This is a genomic window from Microbacterium hydrocarbonoxydans (assembly GCF_023715885.1).
Lineage (GTDB): Bacteria > Actinomycetota > Actinomycetes > Actinomycetales > Microbacteriaceae > Microbacterium > Microbacterium hydrocarbonoxydans_C.
Window position 1 is genome coordinate 110,579 of the sequence record NZ_JAMBOY010000007.1, and the last position, 23,079, is coordinate 133,657.

At 69.6% G+C, this 23,079-nt stretch carries 23 protein-coding genes; 16 read left to right on the top strand and 7 right to left on the bottom strand.

Annotated elements, in window-relative coordinates; translation table 11 throughout:
* Positions 1-78: 78 nt before the first annotated feature.
* From M3195_RS16050 to M3195_RS16065, 4 genes are read right to left on the bottom strand one after another with little or no spacing between them, the layout of a single operon-like run.
* A complete protein-coding gene (locus tag M3195_RS16050) occupies positions 79-1,158 on the bottom strand; it encodes an ABC transporter ATP-binding protein (protein ID WP_251589053.1) in 1,080 nt (359 codons plus the stop codon).
* Entirely contained in the window at positions 1,155-1,949 is a 795-nt protein-coding gene (locus M3195_RS16055) for an ABC transporter permease (RefSeq protein WP_251589054.1), read from the bottom strand. Before M3195_RS16055 ends, M3195_RS16050 begins: the two co-directional genes overlap by 4 nt.
* Positions 1,946-2,896 (bottom strand): ABC transporter permease, encoded by a 951-nt coding sequence (locus M3195_RS16060; protein ID WP_374209337.1) that lies wholly within the window; start codon positions 2,894-2,896, stop codon positions 1,946-1,948. Before M3195_RS16060 ends, M3195_RS16055 begins: the two co-directional genes overlap by 4 nt.
* Positions 2,893-4,038 carry an ABC transporter substrate-binding protein gene (locus tag M3195_RS16065; RefSeq protein WP_251589055.1) on the bottom strand — a complete coding sequence of 382 codons (1,146 nt, stop codon included), beginning with the start codon at positions 4,036-4,038 and terminating at the stop codon, positions 2,893-2,895. The genes M3195_RS16060 and M3195_RS16065 overlap by 4 nt, the downstream gene beginning before the upstream one ends.
* Before the next feature lie 240 nt (positions 4,039-4,278).
* Between M3195_RS16065 and M3195_RS16070 the strand changes: the two genes are divergently transcribed.
* Complete coding sequence (locus M3195_RS16070; protein ID WP_251589056.1) at positions 4,279-5,106, top strand: sulfite exporter TauE/SafE family protein; 828 nt, start codon at positions 4,279-4,281, stop codon at positions 5,104-5,106.
* 162 nt (positions 5,107-5,268) lie between these two features.
* On the opposite strand, the gene aspS is transcribed toward M3195_RS16070, so the two are convergent.
* Positions 5,269-7,050 carry an aspartate--tRNA ligase gene (gene aspS, locus M3195_RS16075; RefSeq protein WP_251589057.1) on the bottom strand — a complete coding sequence of 594 codons (1,782 nt, stop codon included), beginning with the start codon at positions 7,048-7,050 and terminating at the stop codon, positions 5,269-5,271.
* Positions 7,051-7,166: 116 nt separating this feature from the next.
* On the opposite strand from aspS, the gene M3195_RS16080 reads away from it, so the two are divergent.
* From M3195_RS16080 to ccsB, 6 genes are all read left to right on the top strand, one after another.
* Positions 7,167-7,541: a DUF5684 domain-containing protein gene (locus M3195_RS16080; protein ID WP_251589058.1), complete on the top strand. Its 375-nt coding sequence runs from the start codon at positions 7,167-7,169 to the stop codon at positions 7,539-7,541.
* 1 nt (position 7,542) lies between these two features.
* Positions 7,543-8,172: a histidine phosphatase family protein gene (locus M3195_RS16085; RefSeq protein ID WP_251589059.1), complete on the top strand. Its 630-nt coding sequence runs from the start codon at positions 7,543-7,545 to the stop codon at positions 8,170-8,172.
* Between the two features lie 108 nt (positions 8,173-8,280).
* A complete protein-coding gene (locus M3195_RS16090; protein WP_251589060.1) occupies positions 8,281-8,931 on the top strand; it encodes a TlpA family protein disulfide reductase in 651 nt (216 codons plus the stop codon).
* A 16-nt stretch (positions 8,932-8,947) separates the two neighbouring features.
* Positions 8,948-9,706: a cytochrome c biogenesis CcdA family protein gene (locus tag M3195_RS16095; protein ID WP_251589061.1), complete on the top strand. Its 759-nt coding sequence runs from the start codon at positions 8,948-8,950 to the stop codon at positions 9,704-9,706.
* Positions 9,707-9,734: 28 nt separating this feature from the next.
* Positions 9,735-11,561, top strand: a complete 1,827-nt coding sequence (gene resB / locus M3195_RS16100) for a cytochrome c biogenesis protein ResB (RefSeq protein ID WP_251589062.1) — start codon at positions 9,735-9,737, stop codon at positions 11,559-11,561.
* A gap of 4 nt (positions 11,562-11,565) precedes the next feature.
* On the top strand, positions 11,566-12,555 hold the full coding sequence (gene ccsB / locus M3195_RS16105) for a c-type cytochrome biogenesis protein CcsB (protein ID WP_251589063.1): 990 nt from the start codon (positions 11,566-11,568) through the stop codon (positions 12,553-12,555).
* A gap of 16 nt (positions 12,556-12,571) precedes the next feature.
* On the opposite strand, the gene M3195_RS16110 is transcribed toward ccsB, so the two are convergent.
* Positions 12,572-13,141 carry a 2'-5' RNA ligase family protein gene (locus M3195_RS16110; protein ID WP_251589064.1) on the bottom strand — a complete coding sequence of 190 codons (570 nt, stop codon included), beginning with the start codon at positions 13,139-13,141 and terminating at the stop codon, positions 12,572-12,574.
* Between the two features lie 121 nt (positions 13,142-13,262).
* A complete protein-coding gene (locus M3195_RS16115; RefSeq protein WP_251589065.1) occupies positions 13,263-14,243 on the bottom strand; it encodes an o-succinylbenzoate synthase in 981 nt (326 codons plus the stop codon).
* A 210-nt stretch (positions 14,244-14,453) separates the two neighbouring features.
* Here M3195_RS16115 and M3195_RS16120 point away from each other — a divergent pair, with 210 nt between their 5' ends.
* The 9 genes from M3195_RS16120 to M3195_RS16160 all read left to right on the top strand — a co-directional run bounded on the left by M3195_RS16120 (position 14,454) and on the right by M3195_RS16160 (position 23,049).
* The gene (locus M3195_RS16120; RefSeq protein ID WP_251589066.1) at positions 14,454-14,786 is read left to right on the top strand and encodes a PadR family transcriptional regulator; all 333 of its coding nucleotides are present in this window, start codon (positions 14,454-14,456) and stop codon (positions 14,784-14,786) included.
* 1 nt (position 14,787) lies between these two features.
* Entirely contained in the window at positions 14,788-15,786 is a 999-nt protein-coding gene (locus tag M3195_RS16125) for a permease prefix domain 1-containing protein (protein WP_251589067.1), read from the top strand.
* A gap of 30 nt (positions 15,787-15,816) precedes the next feature.
* Positions 15,817-16,728, top strand: a complete 912-nt coding sequence (locus M3195_RS16130) for a 1,4-dihydroxy-2-naphthoyl-CoA synthase (RefSeq protein WP_251589069.1) — start codon at positions 15,817-15,819, stop codon at positions 16,726-16,728.
* 18 nt (positions 16,729-16,746) lie between these two features.
* Positions 16,747-17,901 carry an AMP-binding protein gene (locus M3195_RS16135; RefSeq protein ID WP_251589070.1) on the top strand — a complete coding sequence of 385 codons (1,155 nt, stop codon included), beginning with the start codon at positions 16,747-16,749 and terminating at the stop codon, positions 17,899-17,901.
* A 50-nt stretch (positions 17,902-17,951) separates the two neighbouring features.
* Positions 17,952-18,743 carry a class I SAM-dependent methyltransferase gene (locus M3195_RS16140; protein WP_251589071.1) on the top strand — a complete coding sequence of 264 codons (792 nt, stop codon included), beginning with the start codon at positions 17,952-17,954 and terminating at the stop codon, positions 18,741-18,743.
* 62 nt (positions 18,744-18,805) lie between these two features.
* Positions 18,806-19,984, top strand: a complete 1,179-nt coding sequence (locus tag M3195_RS16145; protein ID WP_251589072.1) for a sensor histidine kinase — start codon at positions 18,806-18,808, stop codon at positions 19,982-19,984.
* On the top strand, positions 19,981-20,616 hold the full coding sequence (locus tag M3195_RS16150) for a response regulator (RefSeq protein WP_251589073.1): 636 nt from the start codon (positions 19,981-19,983) through the stop codon (positions 20,614-20,616). Before M3195_RS16145 ends, M3195_RS16150 begins: the two co-directional genes overlap by 4 nt.
* Before the next feature lie 202 nt (positions 20,617-20,818).
* Positions 20,819-21,580, top strand: coding sequence for an ABC transporter ATP-binding protein (locus tag M3195_RS16155; protein WP_251589074.1), 762 nt, complete (start codon positions 20,819-20,821; stop codon positions 21,578-21,580).
* Complete coding sequence (locus M3195_RS16160) at positions 21,577-23,049, top strand: ABC transporter permease (RefSeq protein WP_251589075.1); 1,473 nt, start codon at positions 21,577-21,579, stop codon at positions 23,047-23,049. Before M3195_RS16155 ends, M3195_RS16160 begins: the two co-directional genes overlap by 4 nt.
* The last annotated feature ends 30 nt before the right edge of the window (positions 23,050-23,079 follow it).

A 23,079-nucleotide genomic window follows, 5' to 3' on the forward strand; every position in this document is an offset into this window, starting at 1 on the left:
TGGGTCTCGGCGCGCGTGGTGGGCTTCGGCGCCCGAGGAGGGGCGGGAGTTGCAAAGAGCGGAGACAGCGGGCGCTGCTCAGCCGCGCGGGTGCACTGTCACGGGCTCGGGAGCCACCGCGATGCGGACGCGATCGCCGAAGGCGGGGTGGATGCCGGGGGCGTGCTGCAGCCGCACGAGCTCACCCGATTCGGTGCGCACCAGTGTGCGGCGCATGCTGCCGAGGAACGTGCTCTCCTGCACGAGAGCGTCGGTCGCGGCATCCGCCTCCGACGCGAAGTGGACGTTCTCGGGCCGCAGGTAGACGTCGACGGGCCCGTCGGCCGGTGACTGCAGGGGCAGGCGCTGACCCCACACGACCACGTGGTCGCCCTCCGCGACGCCCGAGACGACGCTGGACAGACCGACGAACGCCGCGACGCCGGCGGTGGACGGGGTCGTGTACAGCTCTTCAGGCGTGCCGATCTGCTCGATGCGGCCGGAGTTCATCACGGCGATCCGGTCGGAGACCGCAAGGGCCTCCTCCTGGTCATGAGTCACGAACACCGTGGTGATGCCGAGGCGCAGCTGGATGCGCCGGATCTCGTCGCGCAGCTGCACCCGAACCTTGGCGTCGAGCGCCGAGAGCGGCTCGTCGAGGAGCAGTACCTTCGGCTCGGTCACGAGAGCGCGGGCGAGGGCCACACGCTGCTGCTGACCGCCGGACAGCTGATGCGGGTAGCGATCAGCGAAGTCCCCGAGGCCCACCAGTGCCAGGGCGTCGAGCGCGCGCTTCGCGGCCTCCGCCTTGCCCACGCCGCGCCGCCGAAGGCCGAACGCCGTGTTGTCGACCACTCGCAGGTGCGGGAACAGCGAGTACGACTGGAAGACCATCCCGATGTCGCGCTTGTTCGTGGGGACGCGCGACACATCGCCGCCGTCGAGCAGCACGGCTCCGCTGTCGAGTCCCTCGAGTCCGGCGAGCACCCGCAGCAGGGTCGTCTTGCCGCATCCCGACGGTCCGAGCAGCGAGACGAACTCGCCCGGGGCGATGTCGAGGTCGACGCCGTGCAGCACGGTGTTGCTGCCGTAGCTCTTGACGATGCTCTGCAGCTGCACACGGGTGCCCTCGCCGGCCTCGGCGAGCAGGATGTTGTCGGCGGTCTGGGGGAGGGTCATGACAGGGCCTTTCGGTTGCCGCGGGCGACGCGGCCGATGAGGAGGAGCAGCACGAAGACGAACACCAGCGCGAGCAGCGTGAAGATCGCGGGCGCGTAGGGATCCTGCTTCTGCACGACGACCATGGCCGTCTGGAACACCTGACGGTTGAGCAGCGAAGCGATCGTGAACTCGCCCAGCACGACGGCGATGGAGATGAGGGATGCCGCGAGCAGTCCCTGGCGCAGATTCGGCGCGAGGACCTTCAGTACGACGGTCGGCCAGCTCGCGCCGAGCGACCGCGCGGCTTCGGCGAGCGTACGCAGGTCAGCGGCGTCGATCGAGGCCTGGATCGAGCGGTAGGCGAAGGGCAGAACGGTGATTCCGTAGGCGAACGCCAGGGTCCACGTGCCGGTGCCGACCGTGCGCCCGATCTGCAGGTAGATCGGCGCGAGCCCGACCACCAGGACGATCGCGGGGATCGAGATCGGCAGCAGCACGGCGAATTCGAATGCAGGCTTCAGGCGACCGAAGCGCAGGTTCACGAGGATCATGGTCGGCGCGAGCAGCAGCAGCACGATCGCGACGGTCACGACCGCGAGCACGAGGGAGTTGCCCAGGCCCATCCAGATCGGACGGATCGCCGCGGACTTCTCCGGGTCGAACAGGGCCGCCCACCGCTCGGGGCCGAGCGTGCCGTCGGTCTGGCGCAGCGTGTACAGGAAGGTCGAGATCAGCGGGATCGCGAAGAAGGCGCCGACGAGGATGCCGATGACCCAGCGCGTGACGGGGGAGGGGGCGAGACGGTTCACGACTGCCACCTCGCTGCTCGGCGCTGAATGAGCGAGTAGAGGGCCATGACGACTCCGACGACGACGATCATGCCGAGAGCGAGTGCTCCGGCGAGGTTCTCGCGACCGAGCACGGTCTCGCTCGTGAGCGCGGTCCGGATCTGCAGCGGCACGATCTGCGACCCCTGGCTCGCGAGCGCAGCGGCGGTGGCGTACGAAGAGAACGCGTTCGCGAACAGCAGCAGCAGGCTCGCGAGGAACGACGGAGCGAGCACGGGGATGCCGACGCGCAGCCAGAAGCTCGATCGAGTGCCGCCCAGGGTGAGGTTCGCCTCGGCCCACTGCGGCTTCAGCGCCGCGAGGGCCGGCATGAACGTGATGACCATGAGCGGGATCTGAAAGTAGATGTACGGCAGGATGAGGCCCGGCAGCTCGTAGAGCCACGTGCCGTTCTCGTAGATGTTGATCCCGAACGTGTCCTGGAGGAAGAGCTTCAGCACGCCCTGGATGCCGATCGTCGCGATGAAGGCGAATGCGAGCATGACGCCGCCGAACTGCGCCAGCACGCCGGCCGCGGCATCCACCGTCGAGCGGACGACGCCCTCGGGGTTCATGCCGAGGAGGGCGTAGCAGACCAGGGCGCCGACGATGGCGCCGACGACGGCGGTCAGCAGCGACAGCCAGGCGGAGTTCGCGAAGGTCGTGAGGACGACCGGGTCGGCGAGCGCCGAGACGTTCGTCCAGGTGAACTCGCCGTCTTTCGTGAAGAAGCCGGAGCCGATCGCGAGCACCGTCGGCACGGCCAGGAACAGGAGCACGTACGCGGCGAACGGGACGAGTCCCAGCCAGGCCGCGGAGGGCGCGGAGCGCGGGGCCCGCGACGACGTCGCAGGCCCCGCGCTGAGCGGAGCGGAGGGGACGGGGGCGGATGCCGAAGCATCCGCCCCCGCTGCGATGGCAGTGGTCACTGGACCGCCGCTGCCCACTTCTCGCCGAGCAGCGTGCCGGCGTTCGTCGACTGCTCCTCCGTGGGGACGACCGTCTCGGCCGGCACCTCGGGAAGGGCAGCGGCGAGGTCGGCGTCGATCGTGCCGGCCTCGGTCATGGCGTCCATGCGGGCCGGGCGTGCGCCGCCGCCGAGCCACAGGTTCTGCACCTCGTCGCTGTACAGGAACTCCTGCCACAGGCGGGCGGCGGCCGGGTGCGGCGCGTCGACGTTCACAGCCTGGTTGTAGTACCCGGCGTAGCCGGTGCCGTCGAAGACGACGACCTTCCAGTCCTTGTTGTCGGCGACGTGGGTCGCGTTGAGGTAGTCCCAGTCGAAGACGACGGGGGTCTCGCCGCTCGCGATCGTCGCCGTGGTCACGTCGACCTTGAGCAGGTTGCCGGCCTTCTGGAGCTCCGAGAAGAAGTCGATGCCCGGCTGGTAGTCGTCGAGCGTGCCGTCGGACTGCACCGTCGCGAGGCCGACGGCCGCGAAGGCGGCACCCGCCTGCGTCGGGTCGCCGTTGATCGCGACAGCGCCCTTGTAGTCGGCGCCGAGCAGGTCGTCGAGCGAGTCGGGCGAGGGGAACTTCGAGGAGTCGTAGCCGATCGACATGTACCCGCCGTAGTCCCCGACGAACAGGCCGCTGGGCTCCTTGAGTGCATCGGGGATGTCGTCCCACGTCTGCACCTTGTAAGGAGCGAAGTGGTCGGTGTTCTGCAGGGCGACCGTCAGACCGAGGTCGAACACGTCGGGAGCGGTGTCGAGGCCCTTGTTGGTCTCGGCGGCCTGGATCTCCTCAGCGCTGGAGACGTCGGGCGAGGCCTCGTTGACCGTGATCTCGGGGTACTTCTCCATGAACAGATCGATGATCTCGCCGTAGTTCGCCCAGTCGCGGGGCAGGGCGATGACGTTGAGCTGCCCCTCCGCCTTGGCCGCCTCCTCGAGATCGGCGAAGGTGCCGAAGTCCTCGACGGACGTGGCGGTGGCGGCGTCGACGGATCCGTCGCCCGAGCCGGAGCCTGCGGCGTCGGCCGCGCCGGAGCAGGCGGTCAGGGCGAGGGCGGCCGTGGTGACCAGGGCGAGGCCGGCGCCGATGCGGGCGCGGCGGGTGATGCGAGACATGGGTGTCCTCTCGGTGTCCGGCGCTGTGTGCCGGTATTCGGATTGCGAGAGGAAACTACGGCTCCCACGTTGCCGATCGGGCGGGGTCGGGTGAACGGCCGGTGACCGGATCGTGGCCGATCCGGTGCGGAGCGACGCCTCGTCGGGACAGCTGTGCGCAGGGGTGCAGGATGCCGTGGCCGGGCCACTCGTCACGGGTGGCGTCGCTGCCGCGACCGCACGGTCTGACATCCTGGAGGGATGGACATCGGCAGTGTGCTCGGGCTGGAGCAGCTCACCTGGGGCACGCTGATCCTCGTGATCGTCGCGGCTTTCGCGGCCGGGTGGATCGACGCCGTCGTGGGCGGCGGAGGGCTGCTGCAGCTCCCCGCATTGCTGCTCATCCCCGGGATCTCACCGATCCAGGCCCTTGCGACGAACAAGCTCGCCTCGGTGTTCGGCACGGCGACGAGCAGCGTGACGTACTACCGACGAGCGAGACCCGATATCCGCACGGCGCTGCCCATGGCTGCGATCGCGCTCGCCGGGTCGTTCGGCGGCGCGGCGGTCGCCACTGTGCTGCCGGCAGCGGCGTTCAAGCCCATCATCGTCGTCGCGCTGCTCGCGGTCGCGCTGTTCACGGCGTTCCGCCCGCAGATGGGGGCGGCCACGAAGCTCCGGTTCTCCGGGCACAGGCACCACATCATGGCGGGGATGGCCGGACTCGTGATCGGGTTCTACGACGGGCTCATCGGGCCGGGGACGGGGACGTTCCTCGTGATCTCACTCGTCGCGCTGCTCGGCTACGACTTCCTCCAGGCGAGTGCGAAGGCGAAGATCGTCAACCTCGCCACGAACACCGGGGCACTGCTGCTCTTCATCCCCCACGGTGCCGTGCTGTGGCTGCTCGGCGGCATCCTCGCGATCGCGAACGTCGCGGGCAGTTATCTGGGATCGCGGATGGCGATCTCGCGCGGCGCGACGTTCATCCGCGTCGTGTTCCTTCTCGTGGTCGTCGCGCTCATCGCGAAGCTCGGCGTCGATGTGTGGAACGAGAACATCGTTCCCGCGATGGCCGCCATGCGCTGAGGGGCCGGATCCCGGTCGTTGAGCGAGGAGCGCAGCGACGAGACGAAACGCGGTGAGTCGCACAGAGCGTCTCACCGCGTTTCGTCTCGCGGAGACCCGCACTGAGCGAGCGAAGCGAGTCGAAGTGTCGCTCAACGACCGAGGTGGAGCGAGGGCGCCGGGTCAGGCCTCGGCATCCTCCGGCTCGAAGTCGACGCCCGCCTCGGCACGCTGCTCGGCCGTGATGGGCGCCGGAGCCGCCGTCAGCGGGTCGAAGCCGTTGCCCGACTTCGGGAAGGCGATGACCTCGCGGATCGACTCCGTCTTCGACAGGTGCTGCAGCACGCGGTCCATGCCGAGCGCGATCCCGCCGTGCGGCGGGGCGCCGAACTTGAAGGCGTCGAGCAGGAAGCCGAACTGCTCCTCGGCCAGCTCGTCGCTGAGGCCCATGACCTCGAAGACGCGCTTCTGGATGTCCTCGCGGTGGATGCGGATCGATCCGCCGCCGAGCTCCGATCCGTTGCACACGATGTCGTACGCGTACGCGAGGGCCGAACCGGGGTCGGTGTCGAAGGTGTCCTCGAACTCGGGCTTCGGGCCGGTGAACGCGTGGTGCACGGCGGTCCAGGCACCCGCGCCGACGGCCACGTCGCCCGAGGCCACGGCATCCGCCGCCGGCTCGAACATCGGGGCGTCGACGACCCAGGTGAACGCGAACTCGTCGGGGTTCAGGTAGCCGAGGCGGCGACCGATCTCGACGCGGGCGGCGCCGAGCAGCGCCCGGCTCTCCTTCGTGGCGCCGGCGGCGAAGAACACGCAGTCTCCGGGCTCGGCGCCGACGAACTCGGCGAGACCGGCCTGCTCGGCCTCGGACAGGTTCTTCGCGGCGGGGCCGCCGAGCGTTCCGTCCTCGTTGAAGAGCACGTACGCGAGTCCGCGGGCACCGCGCTGCTTGGCCCAGTCCTGCCAGGCGTCGAGCTGCTTGCGGGGCTGGCTCGCGCCGCCGGGCATGCGCACCGCGCCGACGTACTCGGCCTGGAAGACGCGGAAGGGCGTCTCGGCGAAGTACGCGGTCGCCTCGACGAGCTCGAGGTCGAAGCGCAGATCGGGCTTGTCCGAGCCGTACTTCGACATCGCCTCGGCGTAGGTCATGCGCGGCAGCGGGGTCTGCACCTCCACGCCGATCGTCTTCCACATGGCGACGACCAGGCGCTCCATGAGCGCGATCACGTCTTCCTGCTCGACGAAGCTCATCTCGATGTCGAGCTGGGTGAACTCCGGCTGGCGGTCGGCGCGGAAGTCCTCGTCGCGGTAGCAGCGGGCGATCTGGAAGTACTTCTCCACACCGCCGACCATGAGCAGCTGCTTGAACAGCTGCGGCGACTGCGGCAGGGCGTACCAGCTACCGGGGTGCAGGCGTGCGGGCACGACGAAGTCGCGGGCCCCCTCGGGGGTCGAGCGCGTGAGGGTCGGGGTCTCCACCTCGGTGAAGTCCTCGGCGTGCAGCACGTCGCGGATCGCCTTGTAGACGTCCGAGCGCAGACGCAGGGCGGATGCCGCGGCAGGGCGCCGCAGGTCGAGATAGCGGTACTTGAGGCGCGCCTCCTCGCCGACGTTCTCGGTCTCGGCGAGCGCCGTCGACACCTGGAAGGGCAGGGGAGCGGACTCGTTGAGCACGACGACGTCGGTGGCGATGACCTCGATCTCGCCGGTCGGCAGGTTCGGGTTCTCGTTGCCGTCGGGGCGGCGGGACACCTCGCCCGTCACCTGGAGCACGAACTCGTTGCGCAGCGGGTGCGCCACCTCCTCGTCGCGTATCACGACCTGGGCGATGCCCGATGCGTCCCGCAGATCGATGAACGCGACTCCTCCGTGATCACGGCGGCGATCCACCCACCCGGTGAGGGTGACGGTCTGGCCGATGTGCTCGGCTCGCAGGGAGCCGGCGGAGTGAGTGCGAAGCACGGAGGATTCCTCCTGATCTGGGGGATGCTGAACCCGCCCATTCTACGTGGGGAGCCGTCGCCTCCCCGGCCCGTGGCATATCGGTCAGTAGGATCGCCTCGACAGAAAGGCGCACCATGGACTCCAACGGCATCTCCGACCTGTACGCATCGATCTTCTCGGGGACCACGGGCCTCATCGCCCTCGTCTTCTACATCCTGGTCGTCATCGGGCTCTGGAAGGTGTTCACGAAGGCCGGGTACCCCGGCATCCTCGCGATCATCCCGATCGTCAACGTCGTCTTCCTCGTCAAGATCGCCGGGATGTCGGGGTGGTTGGCGCTGCTCTACCTGATCCCTGTCGTCGGGTTCATCTTCGGCATCGTCGTGGCGATCAAGCTCGGCGAGCGCTTCGGCAAGGGCGGACTGTTCTCGTTCTTCCTGCTCTTCGTGTTCCCCTACATCGGCTACCTGATCCTGGGCTTCGGCGACTCGCGCTACAGCAAGGCCTGACATGCCGGCCTCGCGACTGCATCTCGTCCGTCACGGTGAGGTGCACAATCCGCGCCGCGTGCTCTACGGTCGGCTCCCCGATTACCACCTGAGCCGCGCCGGGCGACGGATGGCGGGTGCCGCGGCGGAGTATGTCGCCGGCCTCGACCGTCCGGTGAGCGGACTGTTCTGCTCGCCGCTCGAGCGCACTCAGGAATCGGCCGAGCCCTTCACCGAGCGCTTCGACCTCGTGCCCGAGATCGACGTGCGCCTCATCGAGCCGACGAACGTGTTCGAGGGCACGCAGATGAAGCGATCCCTGCTGAATCCGCTGAACTGGTGGCACCTCAGGCAGCCGTCGCTGCCGAGTTGGGGAGAGCCGTACGCGTCGATCGCGGAGCGGATGACAGGACTCATGGCCGAGGCTTGGAACGCCGCCGACGGGGGAGACCTCGTGATGGTGTCGCACCAGGCGCCGATCTGGATCACGCACCTCCGCGTGGCGGGTCTGCCGCTGCGTCACGACCCCCGCACCCGGCGCTGCGCGCTGTCGAGCGTCACGTCGTTCGAACTGGTCGGCGACGTGTGGCGCGAGGTCGCGTACGCCGAGCCCGCCGCGACGGGAGGCGCGGTCGACGTCGGCGCGGTCTGAGCGACAGTCACCGCGTTTCGCCTCGCTCCGCTCGCTCAGCACCCCGCCACGCTCCGCAGCCCCACCTACCCGGCCGACGCATAGGAACCCGCGCGTAAACTGGGAATCGTGCCACTCGCCTCGACGGTTCGTCCGATCCGCAGCGGCCGCCCCTCCCGCATCCGGTCCTCTCGCCGTGCGGTCGGAGTCGCGCTCGCCGCGGTGCTCGCCATCAGCTTGAGCGCGTGCGCTCCCGACGCGGTCAGCGACTCCTTCCTCAGCGGAGACAACACCGGCTACGTGGCCGCCGATGGCGCGATCGTCGAGATCCCTGTCACAGAGCGCGGTGAGCCCGTATCCTTCGGCGGCGTCACCGAGGACGGCGAGAAGTTCGACTCGGTCGACATCGCGGGCAAGGTCACTGTCGTGAACTTCTGGTACGCGGGCTGCGCTCCGTGCCGCCTCGAGGCGAAGGACCTCGAGACCGTCTGGCAGGAGCAGGGCGGTGACGGCGTCGCCTTCGTCGGCATCAACACCCGCGACCAGCCCGACACCGCCAAGGCGTTCTCGACGGAGTTCGGCGTGACGTACCCGAGCCTCATCGACGTCGACACCGCCGAGGCCAAGCTCGCCTTCGCCGAGGCCGTGCCGATCCAGGCGACCCCGACGACTCTCGTGCTCGACAAGCAGGGCCGTGTCGCCGCGAAGATCATCGGTCCGATCGACGGCACCTCCGTCCTCTCGACGCTCGTCAAGGACGCGCTGGCGGAGGACTCGTGAGCCCGGCGGGTGCGCCGTGAGCCCCGAAGTCATCATCAACTCGGGCGCACTCTGGTTGGCGATCCCCGTGGCGATGCTCGCGGGGCTCATCTCTTTCCTGTCGCCGTGCGTGCTTCCGCTCGTGCCTGGTTACCTCGGTTTCCTCGGGGGCGCCGTGTCGCCCCGCCCCGTGAGCGGTGCGCAGCAGGTCGCCCCGGGTCGCGGCCGACTCGTCCTCGGCGTGCTGCTGTTCATCCTCGGCTTCAGCGTCGTGTTCGTCGCCCTCACCGCACTCGGCGGCGCCGCGAACGTCTTCCTGATCCGCTGGGGCGACCTCGTCACCCGCATCCTGGGCGCCGTCGTGATCCTCATGGGACTCGTGTTCCTCGGCCTGTTCGGATTCGCCCAGCGCGAGCTCCGCCTCCATGTCGACTCGAAGTACGGCGTGATCGGCGCACCGCTGCTCGGCATCGCGTTGGGCATCGGGTGGGCGCCGTGCCTCGGCCCCACGCTCACGGCGATCTTCGCGCTCTCCTTCAATGCCGGAGATCCGGTGCGCGCCGGGTTCCTCGGTCTCGCGTACTCGCTGGGACTCGGCATCCCGTTCCTGCTCGTCGCCCTCGGGTTCGGCTGGGCGACCAAGACCATCGGCTTCCTGCGCCGGCACATCCGCGTCGTGAACATCATCGGCGGCGTGCTGCTGATCCTGCTCGGCGTGCTGATGGTGACCGGGCTGTGGACCGACATCATGTCCCGACTCCAGGCGGTGATGAGCAGTGTCTTCCTCCCGCTCTGACCAGAAGACGCCGCGACGGAAGGATTCCGTGAAGACCACGTCTCGCGACACCACCAGCGATCCGCTCCGCCCGTCCGACCACATCGACGGCGACGAGTCGATCACGCAGCCCCGCCTGGGATTCGTGGGCTGGCTGCGCTGGGGCTGGCGCCAGCTGACCTCGATGCGCACGGCGCTCATCCTGCTGCTCGTGCTGGCGATCGCCGCGATCCCCGGATCGATCTTCCCGCAGCGCATGGCCGACCCGAACGGCGTGACGCAGTGGCAGCGCGACAACCCCGATCTCTTCCCCATCCTCGATGGGCTGAAGATGTTCGACGTCTACCTCTCGCCGTGGTTCTCGGCGATCTACCTGCTGCTGTTCACGTCTCTGGTCGGCTGCGTGATCCCGCGCATCAAGCACCACGCGAAGGCGCTGCGCGCCCGGCCGCCTCGCACCCCGGCGCGTCTGAAGCGGCTCGCCGACTTCCGCACGGTCGAGCGCACCTCGACGGATGCCGCGGCCGACGCGTCCGCGACCGTCGACGTCGCGCAGAAGCAGCTCAAGGCCCTCGGCTACCGCGTCGAGCGCTACGACGACAAGCGGTCGTCATCGGTGTCGGCGGAGCGCGGGTACTGGCGCGAGACCGGCAACCTGCTCTTCCACCTCGCCCTGGTCGGCGTGCTCGTGACGATCGGCGTCGGCGGCGGTTTCGCTTACACGGGTCAGCGGGTGCTCGTCGAGGGGGAGACCTTCGCGAACACGCTGCTCGACTACGACTCGATGAACCGCGGGCGCTTCGTGAGCGACGGCGCCCTCGCGCCCTATTCGATGCGGCTCGACTCATTCGACGTGACCTATCAGCCATTCGGTGAAGCAGGCTCGGGACAGGCCGGTGACTTCTCAGCCAACATGACGGTGCTGGAGAACGATGACGAGCGCACGGGCGCCGTCAAGGTGAACGAGCCGCTCGCGGTCGCCGACGACAACGTCTTCCTGCTCGGCAACGGCTACGCGCCGACGATCACGGTGCGCGACGCCGACGGCGATGTCGTCTTCACGAACAGCACGCCGTTCCTGCCGCAGGACAACAACATGACCTCGCTCGGAGTCATCAAGATCCCCGACGGTCTGGCCGAGCAGATCGGCCTCGTCGGGTTCTTCTACCCGACCACCGGCGTGCTCGATACGGGCGCATTCTTCTCCGCCTATCCTGACCTCACGAACCCGACGCTCACCCTCGACGTGTACTCGGGCGACCTTGGCATCAACGAGGGCGTCCCCCGGTCGGTGTACGTGCTCGACACCGAGGGCATGACCAAGGTCACCGGCCGCGGCACTGATCTCGACTCGATCGAGCTCGCACCCGGCGAGACCGCCGACCTGCCGAACGGCCTGGGGACGGTCACGTTCGACGACGAGTCACCCGCCGGAGCGACGGACGCGTCGCAGTCGGTCAAGCGCTTCGCGTCGCTGCAGATCCACCGCGACGCCTCGGGGCCGTGGGTGCTCGGATTCGCGCTCCTCGCGCTCGGCGGCCTCATGCTGGCGCTGTTCGTGCCGCGCCGCCGCGTGTGGGTCAAGGCCACGCCGGTCGAGGGCGCCGTGTCGCTGGAGTACGCCGGGCTGGCGCGCGGCGAGGATCCGACGCTCGCATCCGCCGTCGACGATCTCGTCGCCGGGCACGCACGACTGCTCGACGCGGCGGGGGTCACGACGGCTGTTGCGGAGGCGGATGCCGAGGCAGAGGCGTCGCATGACGAGCAGCGCGTTCCGTCCCGCTCCGCCCGCGTGACGGCCGCCGGTGAATCAGGCACCTCTGCCGCGGACGCCGAACCCGACCGGCCCGCATCCGACACCCCGAAAGTAGACTGACACCATGCTCGATCTCGAAGTGATCTCTCCCGTCCTTCTATGGACGGCGATCGCGATCTATGCGGCGGCCTTCGTGGCCTATGCCTTCGACCTCGCGCGACGCTCGCAGCTCTCCGCCGACGCGGCGAGCGTGCGGGAGTTCGAGCTCGTGGGTGCCTCCGCCGCGACGCGGGGCGGAGCAGCCGCGAAGGGCGGCGCTGCGGCATCCGGGTCCGACCCTGCTCCGAAGCGATTCGTCATGGCGCGCATCGGGACCTCGCTCACGGTGCTCGCGTTCGTCTTCCACCTCGCTGCCACCCTCACCCGCGGCTTCGCCGCCGGACGTGTGCCGTGGGCGAACCTCTACGAGTTCGCGATGATGGGCACGCTGCTGATCGTCGCCGTCTTCCTCGTCGTGCTGACCCGCGTCGACCTGCGCTTCCTCGGCACGTTCATGACCGGTCTGGTCGTGATCCTGCTGGGGCTCGCCGCGACGAACTTCTACGTCGAGGTCTCGCCCCTCATGGACCCGCTGAAGAGCGTGTGGCTCGTCATCCACGTGTTCGTGGCCTCGCTGGGCACGGCGTTCTTCGCCCTGTCGTTCGCGCTCTCGGTGATCCAGCTGATGCAGTCGCGTCGCGAGCGTCTGATCTCGGAGGGTGCGGAGAAGACCGGCCCCGGATTCCTGCGTACCTTCCCCGGATCGGAGCGCCTCGAGAGCATGGCGTACCGGTTCACGATCATCGGCTTCATCCTCTGGACCTTCACCCTCATCGCCGGCTCGATCTGGGCGTACTACGCGTGGAGCCGCTTCTGGGGCTTCGACGTCAAGGAGACCTGGACGTTCGTGATCTGGGTGCTCTACGCCGGCTACATCCACGCCCGCGCGACCCGCGGCTGGCGGGGCAACCCCTCGGCATGGCTGTCGATCGTCGGCTTCTCGGCCGTGATCTTCAACTTCACGATCGTCAACGTCTTCTTCAAGGGCCTGCACGCCTACTCGGGCCTGAGCTGACCCGGGTTCTCGAGGGTCAGTCCCCGAGACGGATGACCTCGGCATACTCGGCTCCGCTGTCGTAGGAGACGAGTTCGATCTCGTCGATCGTCTCCGTCGGTCGGTCGGCCAACTCGCGCACGGACGCCGCCTCGAGGGCGTCCCACTCCCGCGGCTCGAGGGTCTTGCCGTAGAGGGCCGACAGGTGGAACGTCCACTCCTCGAGGCTCAACTCGCCGAGCCGTCGGAAGTCGGTGGCGTCCAGGGCCCGCGTCAGGCTCGCATACGCCGAGACGAGAGTCGCGCTGCGCGCGAGCCGCAGGATCAGGATCTGCCAGGGTGCGGGGAAGACGTCGACCGCCTCGACGGTGACATCGATCGGGGGTTGCACGGCCGCCCATTCCCGCACGAGCGAGGCGAGCTCCTCCCGCCGCTGCGGTTCGTAGAACCCGCGCAGGGTCACGTGCCCCGTATACGGATGACGAACGTCGGCGCGCTGCAGCGCGGCATCCTGCTCCCGCTCGTACAGCTCGGCCACGGGACCGCTCGGACGCAGCACGAGGTACTGCTGCCCGTCGAGCGAGGCGAGCTGCTCAGAGGTGTTCATGAACGGTCGTCGCATACCCCGAGCGTACGGATGAGTCGGGCCGGGTGACGTCATAGTGACGCGTGTGCGACCGACCGGATGACATATCGGTCGACGTCGTCGGTTTCCGCCACAGCCCCGGTCAGCGTCGCGATTCGAGCACCTCGTAGCAGCGGCGTAGCCGGTCGAGCCACCAGTCGCGTCGCTCCGGCGCAGCGGCGAGGCGTGTCAGCGCGGCGGGGTCGGCGACCGCGCGCTCCGCGGGGATGGCGCCGTCTGCGGGGCGGCGGTCGGCGACGTCGTCGAAGAACAGGGATGCTGTGCCGAGGCCGCAGTCGTAGTCGAGCGCGGGCAGGGCGGCGGCGAGCGCGGCGCCCTGCGACAGGCCGATCGCCGTATCCAGGGCACTGGAGACGACGACGGGGAGCCCCGCTGCCGTGATGATCTGCAGTGCGTGGGTGATGCCACCGAGCGGCTGGGCCTTGACGATGAGCAGATCGGCCGCCTCGGCGCGTGCGACCGCAAGCGGATCGGAGGACTTCCGCACGCTCTCGTCGGCCGCGACCGGAATGCCCATGTACTTCACACGCGTCCGCAGCTCGGCGAGCTCGGGCACCGTCGCGCAGGGCTGCTCGACGTACTCGAGGTCGAACTCCGCGAGAGCGTGCACGGCATGCTCGGCCTCGTCGACGTTCCACAGCCCGTTCGCATCGACGCGGATGCGGCCCTCCGGCCCCATGATCTCGCGCACCGCACGGACTCGGGCGACGTCGTCGGCGAGCGACTGGCCGGGTTCGGCGACCTTGACCTTGGCGGTCCGGCATCCGGCGAAGCGGGCGAGCACGTCGGGCACGTTCGCCGCGTCGACCGCAGGCACGGTCGCGTTCACGCGGATGCTGTCGCGCACCGCCGTGGGCTGGACCTGCCAGGCGAAGTCGATCGCCGCTGCGAGCCAGGTGGCCGCCTCCGCGTCGTCGTACTCGACGAAAGGCGAGAACTCCGCCCACCCCTGCGAACCCTCGAAGAGCAGCGCCTCGCGGGTGTCGACTCCGCGGAAGCGGGTGTGCATCGGAAGGGCGACGACCCGGGTGGAGTCGAGCAGGTCTGCGAGCGGCGGGATCATGTGCCCATTCTGCTGGGTCGCGGCCCGTAGCGAAGCGACCTCCGCGCGAGCCACCCCTCTTGATGCGAGCCACCCCCTTCAGGCGTGCCGCGAACGGGGTGGCTCGCGCACAGAGGGGTGTCTCGGCGCCGGGCGACTGCTGTCATCGGCGGACGAGACACATGCATGTGTGCTTGACGGTAGTGTGTGCCACACAGTACTGTATTCAACATGAACGAGACGCTCGACACCCACCTGCAGGAGTTGCGGCGCGGCACGGTCGTGCTGGCGTGTCTGCAGCTGCTGCGCGTCGCGGGGTACGGCTACGGCCTGCTCGAGCAGCTCGACGCCCGCGGGTTCGCCACCGACGCGAACACGCTCTACCCGCTGCTGCGTCGCCTCGAGAAGCAGGGGTACCTCACGAGCGAGTGGAACACCGACGAGGCCCGACCCCGCAAGTTCTACCGCACCTCGGAGGCCGGTATCCGGCTCGCCGACACCCTCACCGACGAATGGCGCGTGCTCACCGCGGCCATCGCCTCTCTCACCGCAGAGGAGAACTGACATGCCCAGTACCAGTACCGCCACTCTCACCGAGCGCTACATCAGCGCCACCGTCCGCAGCCTGCGCCCGGAGTCTCAGGACGACGTGCGCGCCGAGCTCGAAGCATCCATCGCCGATGCGATCGAGGCGAGACGCGAGCAGGGCGAGGATCTTCCCGACGCCGAGCGCGCCGTGCTCACCGATCTCGGCGACCCGGGCATCCTCGCGGCGGGCTATGCCGATCGTCCGCTCCACCTCATCGGACCCAAGTACTACCTGACGTGGTGGCGACTGCTCAAGATCCTGCTCTGGATCGTGCCGACGTTCGCGGCCATCGGCGTCGCCCTCGCGAAGATCCTCGAGTTCGCGGCCATCGGCGAGACGATCGGCGCAGTGGTGGTCGCGATCATCATGTCGATCGTGCACGTCGGCTTCTGGACCACGCTCGTCTTCGCGGTGCTGGAGCGCACAGCGACCGACACCGGGGCGACGTGGACCGTCGATCAGCTGCCGGAGCTCACCGATCAGGGCGCGGGGCGCAGCGAGGTCATCGGCTCGCTCATCTTCCTGGTGCTCGCGGCCGGGGCGATCCTGTGGGATGCGCTGCGGGGATTCGTCCGCGACGACGGCGTGCCGGTGCCGATCCTCAATCCCTCGCTCTGGCCGGTCGGCATGACGGTGCTTCTGGTTCTTCTGCTCGCCGAGGCGGCTCTGGCCGTCGTCATCTGGCGGCAGCGCCGGTGGACGGTCGCCGCGGCGGTCGTGAACACGATCCTCGCGGTGGCCTTCGTCGTCCCGGCGATGTATCTGCTCGTCTCGGGCGACCTGGTCAATCCTGGATTCCTGCAGTATCTCGCCGTGGAGCACGCGGCGGAGATGGCGCAGGCCGACGCGGGAGCGGCCGCGCAGGGCGGAGTGCTCCGCATCCTCTCCGTCATCCTCGGCGTAGTGATCGTCGGCAGCGGCCTGTGGGACATCGTCGACGGCTGGATAAAGGCGCTGCGCGCTCGCCGCTCGTGAGCGGGGGCGCGCGGGAATAGGCTGGATGCCGTGACCAGCGCATTCGTCTCCGACCTGTTCGACCCCGACGAATGGGTGCTCGCGCCCGGCGCCGAGGACTACACCGACATCACCGCCCACGTCACGCACGACGGCGGCGTCGCCCGCATCGCCTTCAACCGCCCCGAGGTGCGCAACGCGTTCCGTCCGCACACGGTCGACGAGCTGTATCGCGCGCTCGACATCGCCCGTCAGGACCCGCGGATCGGTGCCGTGCTGCTCACCGGCAACGGTCCGAGCCCGAAGGACGGCGGCTGGGCGTTCTGCTCGGGCGGCGACCAGCGCATCCGCGGACGGGACGGCTACAAGTACTCCGAGTCCGCGACCGAGGTGGCCGATCCCGCTCGCGCCGGGCGGCTGCACATCCTCGAGGTGCAGCGACTCATCCGGTTCATGCCGAAGGTCGTCATCGCGGTCGTCCCGGGGTGGGCGGCCGGCGGAGGGCACTCTCTGCACGTCGTCTGCGACCTCACGATCGCCTCGGCCGAGCAGGCGCGGTTCAAGCAGACGGATGCCGATGTCGGCAGCTTCGACGCCGGGTACGGCTCCGCCTACATGGCGCGACAGACCGGGCAGAAGTTCGCCCGGGAGGTGTTCTTCCTCGCCGAGGAGTACTCGGCGCAGCGGGCCTACGAGGCGGGCGCGGTGAACCGGGTCGTCCCACACGACGACCTCGAGCGCGAGGCACTGTCGATGGCCCGCACCGTGCTGACGAAGTCGCCCACCGCGATCCGCATGCTGAAGTTCGCGTTCAACGCGGTCGACGATGGCCTGGTCGGGCAGCAGGTCTTCGCCGGTGAGGCCACGCGTCTCGCCTACGGCACCGATGAGGCCGTCGAGGGCCGCGACTCGTTCCTCGAGAAGCGGGATGCCGACTGGTCGTCGTTCCCCTGGCACTACTGAGGCGCTGAGGGCACGGTCATGGTCGCGCTGATCCCGATGGATGCCGACGATCCGGCGCTGCTGCGCGACGCGCTCGTCCGGGCGATGGACGGCGGACCGGCGCTCGGATTCGGCATGCTCGCCGACGCGCCGGACTGGGTGCCGCAGGGTACCGCCGTCGTGATCGCGACGTCGGGGTCGAGCGGCGTCCCGAAGCGGGTCGCCCTGAGCGGGGAGGCGCTGCGGGCGAGCGCCGAGGCGACGGCCGTGCGTCTGGGCGCCGGACGCTGGCTGCTCGCGCTCCCCGCCGGCTACGTCGCCGGACTGCAGGTGCTCGTGCGGTCATACCTCGCGGGCACCGAGCCGGTCGCTCTGTCGGGCCGGTTCTCCCCGGAGTCCTTCGCGGAGGCCACGCTGTCGATGCTGCGTCCTGCGGCGGGAGGGGAGGTGCCCGAGCTGTACACCTCGCTCGTCCCGGTCCAGCTGTCGACCTTGCTCGATGCCGCCGCTGACGCCTCCGTTCTCGCGGCGCTCCGCGCGTACCGTGCGATCCTCGTGGGAGGCCAGGCGCTTCCGGAGCCGCTGCGGGAGCGTGCCGCCGACCTCGGCGTCCGGCTCGTGCGCACGTACGGCTCGACCGAGACGAGCGGTGGGTGCGTGTACGACGGCGTCCCGCTCGACGGCGCTCTCGTGCGCGCGGTCGACGGCGAACTGCGCATCGCCGGACCCATGCTCGCCGACGGCTACATCGGTGACGGCGCTCTGACGGCCAGGAACTTCGTGCGCGACGAGCACGGCATCCGCTGGTATCGCACCGGCGACCTCGGCCTCGTCGAGGACCGCGTGGTGCGGGTGCACGGGCGTGCGGACAACGTGATCGTGTCGGGTGGGATCAACGTCTCCCTCGATCGCGTCGAGCGGATCGTCCGCGGTGTGCCCGGTCTTGCCGGCGCGGTGGTCGTCGCGGTCGACGACGAGCGGTGGGGCGAGGCGTCGGTCATCGTCGCAGCGCGCGGCGAGGCGCTGCGGCGAAGCGAGGCCGAACAGCTCGCGCACGCCCGCGACGTCGTCGCCGACGAGCTCGGCAAGCACGCGCGACCGACCCGGCTGATCCTCGTCGACGAGTTGCAGGTGCTCGCTTCGGGTAAGCCCGACCGCGAAGCGATCCGCCGAGCGGTCGCCGAGCTGCGCTGAGCGCTGCGGCCTGCATCGGACCGTCACGCGCGCTCCTGACACACTGGAGCATGGCCACCTACACGCACGGGCATCACGAGTCCGTTCTCCGTTCGCACAACGTCCGCGACATCGCGAACTCCGCGGCGTATCTCCGCCCGCATCTGCACGACGGCGTCCGCCTGCTCGACGTGGGTGCGGGGCCGGGCAGCATCACGGTCGACTTCGCGACGGTCGTCGGGCATGTGACGGCGACCGAGATCGACGAGTCGGCACTGTCGCTTTCGAGAGAACTGGCCGCCGATCGAGGCCTCGGGAACCTCGACTTCTCCGTCGAAGACGTGCACCGTCTGAGCTTCGCGGACGACTCGTTCGACATCGTGCACGCGCACCAGGTGCTGCAGCACGTGGGCGACCCGGTGCAGGCGCTCCGCGAGATGCGCCGCGTCACGGCTCCCGGCGGCATCGTCGCCGCCCGAGACGCCGACTATGCAGGATTCCTGTCGTTCCCCGTGCTGCCGGAACTCGACCGCTGGCTCGACCTGTACCGTCGCGCGGCGCGAGCCAACGGAGGAGAGCCGGATGCCGGACGACGACTGCTCGCCTGGGCCCGCGCCGCCGGATTCGACGAGGTCGAGGCGACGGCATCCACCTGGTGCTACGCCACCCCCGAGCAGCGCGCGTGGTGGGGCGGGATGTGGGCCGATCGCATCCGCGAGTCCGCGCTCGCGCGGCAACTCGTCGCGTCGGGCATGGCCACGTCGGACGACCTCGAGCAGATCAGCGAGGCGTGGAAGCGCTGGGCCGCTGACAGCGACGGGTGGTATCTCGTTCCGCACGGCGAGATCATCGCGCGCGCCTGAGGGGGCGGGGATACATCTGCAGGCGGATGCCGTCGGCATCACGCCCCGCGTAGCGTTGAGGGGTGATCCGCCCGCTCTCGCGCACAGCGCTGACCCTCGACATCGTGGGCGCGGCGCTGCTGTTCCTCGTGTTCACGCCGATCTCGGTGGCCTTCTACGGCCCGGTGACGGGCAGCGTGGCGGTGCAGGGCGCGGCGGCCGCCGCCGTCGTCGGCGCCGGCCTGCTCATCTTCGGCGGTGTCGCGATCGGCCGTCTCTCTCCCGCGCTGGCGCTCATCGCGGCGTGGCTCGGTGCTGTGCTGCAGATGTTCGCGGGACTCGGCCCGCTGCCCATCGACGTCGGCATCCTGCTGGTGCTCTACGCGACCTCTGCCTGGGGGTCGCGCGCCGTGCTCTGGTGGGGCTTCGGATCCGCGTTGTTCGGCGGGTTCGTCGCGGCGACGTTCATGGTGATCGTCAACGGCGTCGCCTTCGGCTCCGGGAGCGGGTGGGACCAGATCACCGCCGGTTCGCTTCTCCTGGTGCTCTCGATCCTCGCTCTCGGGTTCGCCTGGGTCTGCGGTCTGCTGTGGCGCGTGGTGCTGCGCGCTCGCCGCACCCGCACGGCTCAGCTGCAGGCCGAGTCGCTCGCCGCCGAGGAGCAGGAGCGCGTGCGCATCGCGCGCGACATGCACGACATCGTCGCGCACTCGCTCGCGGTCGTCATCGCCCAGGCCGACGGAGCGCGGTACGCCGCCGCGGCGAAGCCCGAGATGGCCACGGAGGCGCTCGGGACCATCGCACAGACCGCCCGGGGAGCGCTCAGCGACGTGCGTCTGCTGCTCACGCAGCTGCGCCACCGGCAGGGCGACGGTCCGCAGCCGACGCTCGCCGACCTCGAGACGCTGTTCGCGCAGGTACGCCAGGCGGGCATCGAGCCGCGCATCACGGTCGACCCGACACCGCCCGGCGAGCCGCCGGGAGCGATCCAGCTCGCGGTCTACCGCATCCTGCAGGAAGCCCTGACGAACGCCATCCGACACGGCGACGGTGCCGTCGACGTGCACCTCGCCTGGCTGCCCGATCGGGTCGAGATCCAGGTGCGCAACACGGTCGGTTCCGGGTCGTCGCAGCCGAGCGGCGGGCACGGTGTGATCGGCATGCGCGAGCGGGCGCAGCTCGTGGGCGGTAGCCTTCAGGCGGAGCGGGAGGGCGCGCAGTTCGTCGTGCGCGCGACGCTCCCGATCGGAGAAGGTGCATGATCAGGGTCGTACTCGTCGATGACCAGGCGCTGTTCCGCGCCGGCATCCGGATGCTCATCGCCTCGCAGCCCGACCTCGACGTCGTCGGCGAAGCGGGCAACGGGCAGGAGGCCATCGAGCTCGTCCGCTCGGTGCGCCCGGATGTCGTGCTGATGGACATCAGGATGCCGGTCATGGACGGCCTCGCCGCCACCGCCGAGATCCTCGCGCAGCCTGATTCGCCGCGCATCGTCATGCTCACGACGTTCGATCTCGACGAAGCCGCGGCGCGCGCGATCCGACAGGGTGCCAGCGGCTTCCTGCTGAAGGATGCCGACCCCGAGTTCCTGCTCGCCGCGATCCGCACGGTGCACTCCGGGTCGAGCGTGATCGCGGCATCCGCGACGCGCGAGCTCTTCCAGCACTTCGCCGAGGCGCCCAAGCCCGTCCCCCCGCAGTTCGCTGCCCTGACCGACAGGGAGCAGGAGATCTTCGCCTTGGCCGCGCGCGGCTTGTCGAACTCCGAGATCGCGGCGCGCGAGTATCTCAGCGAGGCGACGGTGAAGACCCACATCAGCCGCATCCTGACCAAGCTGGCGCTGCGCGACCGGGTGCAGCTCGTCGTCTTCGCGTTCGAGCACGGCCTCGCCTGATCGCTCTATTGGCGCGCGCCACCCTTCTCCCTCGGCGCGAGCCACCCCTTACGGCGCGAGCCACCCGTCTGCGGACTGTCCAGAAAGGGGTGGGTCGCACAGAGAGGGGTGGCTCGGCTGAGAGGGGATCATCCTTGCGATGTACGAGGATGCGTCGCCGGGGCGACGTGCCGAGGACTGCCCCGGAAATAGCGTCGATGACATGGAGATCACGACCACCGACCTCGGGCTCGCAGCCCGCGTCCAGCACCTCACGAAGACGTATGGCTCGGGAGAGGGCACGGTCCGTGCCCTCGACGATGTCAGCGTCGGGATCCGCCGCGGTCAGTTCACCGCGATCATGGGTCCGTCCGGATCCGGCAAGTCGACGCTCATGCACATCATGGCCGGACTCGACACCCCGACCGACGGACGCGTCTGGATCGGCGACACCGACATCACCGGCCTCGGAGACCTCGACCTCACCGTCCTGCGCCGCCGTCGCGTCGGCTTCATCTTCCAGGCCTTCAATCTCGTCCCGACGCTCACGGCGATGGGGAACATCCTGCTGCCGTTCGAGCTCGACGGCCGCCGACCGAGCGCGATCGAGAAGGCGCGCATCGACGGGCTCGTCGAGACCCTCGGGCTCGGATCCCGACTGAACCACCGTCCGCATCAGCTGTCGGGCGGCCAGCAGCAGCGCGTCGCCATCGCTCGTGCTCTCGCCACCGCCCCCGACCTCGTCTTCGCCGACGAGCCCACCGGAAACCTGGACTCGCAGACGGGTCGCGAGGTGCTGCAGCTGCTCGCCGCCGCGAGCCGCGAGCACGGGCAGTCGATCGCGATGGTCACCCACGATGCGATCGCCGCGAGCTACGCCGATCGCGTGCTCTTCCTCGGCGACGGCCGCATCGTCGCCGACCATCCCCGTCAGAGCGCCGAGGAGATCTCGGCCTACATGCTCGCCGCCGAGGTGACGGCATGACCGCGGTGGCCACGCCGCTGACGAACACGATCGTCCCTGAGACGGCTGCCACGGCACCGCGCCTCGCCTGGCTCCGCGACCGCGGCATGGGCGCGAGCGTCCTCGTCGCCGCGCTTTCAGCCGGGTTCGGCGTCGTGCTCGTCGAGACGACGGCCTATCTCGGAGCGGTGCTGCAGGCCGACCCGTTCATCGGCGACAGCGAGAGTCTCGCTCTCGTCGTCGGCATCCTCTCCGTCCTGCTCACGGGGGTCGCGATGTACGTCGCGGCGATCGTCACCGCCAACACGTTCTCAACGATCATCGCGGGACGAACGCGCCAGATCGCCCTCATGCGTCTGATCGGCGCCTCGGCGCGATCTCAGCGCACGGAGGTCGGGAGGCAGGGGCTCATCGTCGGCGTGATCGGCGCGCTGCTCGGCCTCGCCGCGGGCATCGGGCTCGCCGCCGTGGGCGTGCAGATCGGATCGGAGCTGATCGGCACCTCGCCCGAGAGCTTCACGCTCGCCCAACCGTTCGTCGCGCTTCCGGTCGTCGGCGTCGCGCTCACCACCTGGGCCGCGGCGTGGGCAGGTTCGCGCCGCGTGCTGACCGTCACCCCGCTGCAGGCGATCGGCGGGTCGGTCGAGCGCACGCACGATGAGGTCTCGCGTCCCAGCCGCCACGTCGGCGCATGGATCCTGCTCGTCACGGGGGCCATCCTGCTCGCGGCCGGCGTCGGTCTCGGGCTGCTGCACCCGTTGGGCGTCGTCGTGGCGTTCTTCGGCGGAGTCCTGTCGTTCACGGGGCTCGCGACCGGGTCCGTCCTGTTCATGCCGCCCGTGCTGCGACTGGTCGGCCGGATGTTCGGGTCGAGCGCCACAGCGCGGCTCGCAGCCGAGAACGCGCTCCGTTACCCCGAGCGGTCCTCGCGCATGACGATCGGCGTGGTCATGGGGGTCACGCTCGTCACGTTGTTCGCCGTCGCCCTGGAATCGGTCAAGCAGATGATGATCGGCCAGTCGGGCGGTGAGGTGCCGCCGGAGTTCTTCGCCCCCTACGACGCGTTCGCCGGCGTCATGATGGTGCTCGTCGCGGTGTCGGCGGTGATCGCCGCAGTGGGTCTCGTCAACCTGCTGACGATCGGCGTCGTGCAGCGGCGCCGTGAGCTGGGGCTGCTGCGGTCGATCGGGCTGTCGAACCGCCAGGTGCGCCGCATGGTGCTGCTCGAGGCGACGCACATCACGGTCGCCGCGACCCTCACCGGCCTGGTGCTGGGTGTGGTCTACGGCTGGATCGCCGCACAGTCGCTGCTCGGCTCCGTGCCGACCTACCCCGACTTCGCTCCGGCCGGGCTCGTCGCACCGCACGTGCCGTGGCTCCCGGTCGTCATCATCGTCGTCGCGACGGCGGTGCTGACCCTCGTCGCGGCAGCCGCGCCGACCAGGCTCGCGACGCGGGTCGCCCCGGTCGAGGCGCTCGCCGCCGACTGAGCGTCATCTTCCGTCACCCTCGTCCCCGAC

Bases quoted from the DNA above. Each gene is read 5' to 3' on its own strand.
- M3195_RS16050 (WP_251589053.1), bottom strand. From the start codon at position 1,158: ATGACCCTCCCCCAGACCGCCGACAACATCCTGCTCGCCGAGGCCGGC.
- M3195_RS16065 (WP_251589055.1), bottom strand. From the start codon at position 4,038: ATGTCTCGCATCACCCGCCGCGCCCGCATCGGCGCCGGCCTCGCCCTG.
- M3195_RS16070 (WP_251589056.1), top strand. From the start codon at position 4,279: ATGGACATCGGCAGTGTGCTCGGGCTGGAGCAGCTCACCTGGGGCACG.
- M3195_RS16080 (WP_251589058.1), top strand. From the start codon at position 7,167: ATGGACTCCAACGGCATCTCCGACCTGTACGCATCGATCTTCTCGGGG.
- M3195_RS16085 (WP_251589059.1), top strand. From the start codon at position 7,543: ATGCCGGCCTCGCGACTGCATCTCGTCCGTCACGGTGAGGTGCACAAT.
- ccsB (WP_251589063.1), top strand. From the start codon at position 11,566: ATGCTCGATCTCGAAGTGATCTCTCCCGTCCTTCTATGGACGGCGATC.
- M3195_RS16110 (WP_251589064.1), bottom strand. From the start codon at position 13,141: ATGAACACCTCTGAGCAGCTCGCCTCGCTCGACGGGCAGCAGTACCTC.
- M3195_RS16115 (WP_251589065.1), bottom strand. From the start codon at position 14,243: ATGATCCCGCCGCTCGCAGACCTGCTCGACTCCACCCGGGTCGTCGCC.
- M3195_RS16120 (WP_251589066.1), top strand. From the start codon at position 14,454: ATGAACGAGACGCTCGACACCCACCTGCAGGAGTTGCGGCGCGGCACG.
- M3195_RS16125 (WP_251589067.1), top strand. From the start codon at position 14,788: ATGCCCAGTACCAGTACCGCCACTCTCACCGAGCGCTACATCAGCGCC.
- M3195_RS16135 (WP_251589070.1), top strand. From the start codon at position 16,747: ATGGTCGCGCTGATCCCGATGGATGCCGACGATCCGGCGCTGCTGCGC.
- M3195_RS16140 (WP_251589071.1), top strand. From the start codon at position 17,952: ATGGCCACCTACACGCACGGGCATCACGAGTCCGTTCTCCGTTCGCAC.
- M3195_RS16150 (WP_251589073.1), top strand. From the start codon at position 19,981: ATGATCAGGGTCGTACTCGTCGATGACCAGGCGCTGTTCCGCGCCGGC.
- M3195_RS16155 (WP_251589074.1), top strand. From the start codon at position 20,819: ATGGAGATCACGACCACCGACCTCGGGCTCGCAGCCCGCGTCCAGCAC.
- M3195_RS16160 (WP_251589075.1), top strand. From the start codon at position 21,577: ATGACCGCGGTGGCCACGCCGCTGACGAACACGATCGTCCCTGAGACG.